This is a genomic window from Geobacillus sp. BMUD (genome assembly GCF_013096845.1).
GTDB lineage: Bacteria > Bacillota > Bacilli > Bacillales > Anoxybacillaceae > Geobacillus > Geobacillus vulcani.
The window spans coordinates 1-1,652 of the sequence record NZ_SDLA01000038.1; the positions used below are offsets into that span (position 1 = coordinate 1).

3 protein-coding genes are annotated in these 1,652 nt (G+C 40.1%); 1 reads left to right on the plus strand and 2 read right to left on the minus strand.

The window, feature by feature from the left end; genetic code table 11:
* Positions 1-34: 34 nt before the first annotated feature.
* A complete protein-coding gene (locus ETC05_RS17175; protein ID WP_256371135.1) occupies positions 35-811 on the minus strand; it encodes an IS256 family transposase in 777 nt (258 codons plus the stop codon).
* Positions 812-946: 135 nt separating this feature from the next.
* Between ETC05_RS17175 and ETC05_RS17180 the strand changes: the two genes are divergently transcribed.
* Positions 947-1,318 carry a GNAT family N-acetyltransferase gene (locus ETC05_RS17180; protein ID WP_071880171.1) on the plus strand — a complete coding sequence of 124 codons (372 nt, stop codon included), beginning with the start codon at positions 947-949 and terminating at the stop codon, positions 1,316-1,318.
* Between the two features lie 59 nt (positions 1,319-1,377).
* Here ETC05_RS17180 and ETC05_RS17735 read toward each other — a convergent pair.
* The coding region (locus ETC05_RS17735; protein ID WP_216366547.1) for a hypothetical protein at positions 1,378-1,652 on the minus strand (275 nt) is incomplete at its 5' end.

Below are 1,652 nucleotides of genomic sequence, written 5' to 3' on the forward strand. Positions count from 1 at the left end.
CCCATGTCCCATTCCGAAATAATTCACAAAAAATTTAGCACATTCTTTCGGAAAGGGGGAGAGGGATATTCCGAAGGAATGTGCAAAAAAGAGTCTTTTTTGTGCGGAAATAAAGTGATAATTTACAGGCTTCCTCCAACCCCGGTAGTCCATCGAATACACCCAGAAGCACTTCCTTGACGCCTCTTTGGTAGAGGCGTTGAAGAATGTCCTGCCATACATAGGCGCTTTCCTGTCCTCCCACAAAGAAATCAAGAATTTCGTGATATCCTTCTTCATTCACCCCTAACACCACATAAATGGCTTCTTTCTCCACGGTTTCGCGACGAAGTTTTACGTATAAACCATCCAAATATAAGACGGAATAACGCTTGTGCAGTGGACGAGTGTGCCATTTCTCGATGTCTTCCTTCACTACATCGGTAATCCGGCTGATCGTTGCAGGAGAATAGGCATTGCCTAAAATTCGTTCAATAAACTTGCCAATTTCACGCGTACTCATGCCACTTTGATACATCTTGATGATGGCTTCCTCGAGCCAGCCGGTATGGCGTTGGTAAGGGGGGAACAACTGCGTTTGAAATTCCCCGTTTCGGTCTCTTGGGACCAAAAGGCCTTCAATCCGGCCATATTGCGTATCTAGATTTCGTTGATAGTAGCCGTTTCTCATATTCGATGTTCCGGCTTGTTCTATTTCGAGGAAATTCTTGATTTCTTCCCGCATGATCCGTTCTAATTTTTCCTTTACAAACTGACGAATGACGCTTTCCAGTTGATTTGTCCAGTCGACATTCGGTATACTTTTAGACATAGGTAGGGTTCTCCTTTCTCTGGAATGTGTTGGTCCAAATCAGAGAATACCCTACCTTTTTCTTTTGGTCTAGTAAAATGCTTTACACAAAATTTTATACATCATCGTGATTTTTCTAATGCAAATCTTGATGAAATGAGAGAAGTTTATTGTTCTGTCGGTTGGACAAAACATACAAACGAGATTATTAAGCAGGTTTTTGAAGCAAGTAATGTTATAGCATTGGCTACTGTAAATGGTCGAATTATTGGATTTGGAAGAGCCCTTTCAGATGGCGTTTTTAATGCTGCAATCTATGATGTTGTGGTTCATCGAGATTTTCAAAAGCAAGGGATAGCTAAAAAAATTATGGAGTTTTTGTTGGATAAACTAAGTAGTGTTTCTTGTGTGCATTTAATATCAACAACTGGAAATGAAGAGTTTTATCGGAAACTTGGATTAAAAAGGGTTAAAACAGGAATGGCAAGGTATTTAAATCCTGAGCTAAGTAACCAGTATTTAGAGTAAGAAATAAATTCTCTTGTGGAGATTACGTTTAGTTCTTGTAGAACATTAAATATTATTGTCTATTTTTGGAGGTACCTTCCTCTCTTGCTCTTTCTCTGCAATTTTCTCTCATTTTCCATTCTTCCCACTTTCCATTTCACCTCACCGAACACGATTGTACGCACACGATTTTCTTTTCTCGAATCGTATTCGGTAAATAAAAAACAAGGAGCTGACCCAAAACGGGAATGCGTTTTGGGATCAGCCCCCACTTTTTTGCCCCAAATATAGAAGAATCGCCCTTTTTTCTGGTAGAATAGAGTCACCGAAACCACTACCACCGAAAGAAGGGCGA

Excerpts from the sequence above, each read along its gene's own strand:
- ETC05_RS17180 (WP_071880171.1), top strand. The coding sequence starts at position 947 with ATGAGAGAAGTTTATTGTTCTGTCGGTTGGACAAAACATACAAACGAG.
- ETC05_RS17175 (WP_256371135.1), bottom strand. The coding sequence starts at position 811 with ATGTCTAAAAGTATACCGAATGTCGACTGGACAAATCAACTGGAAAGC.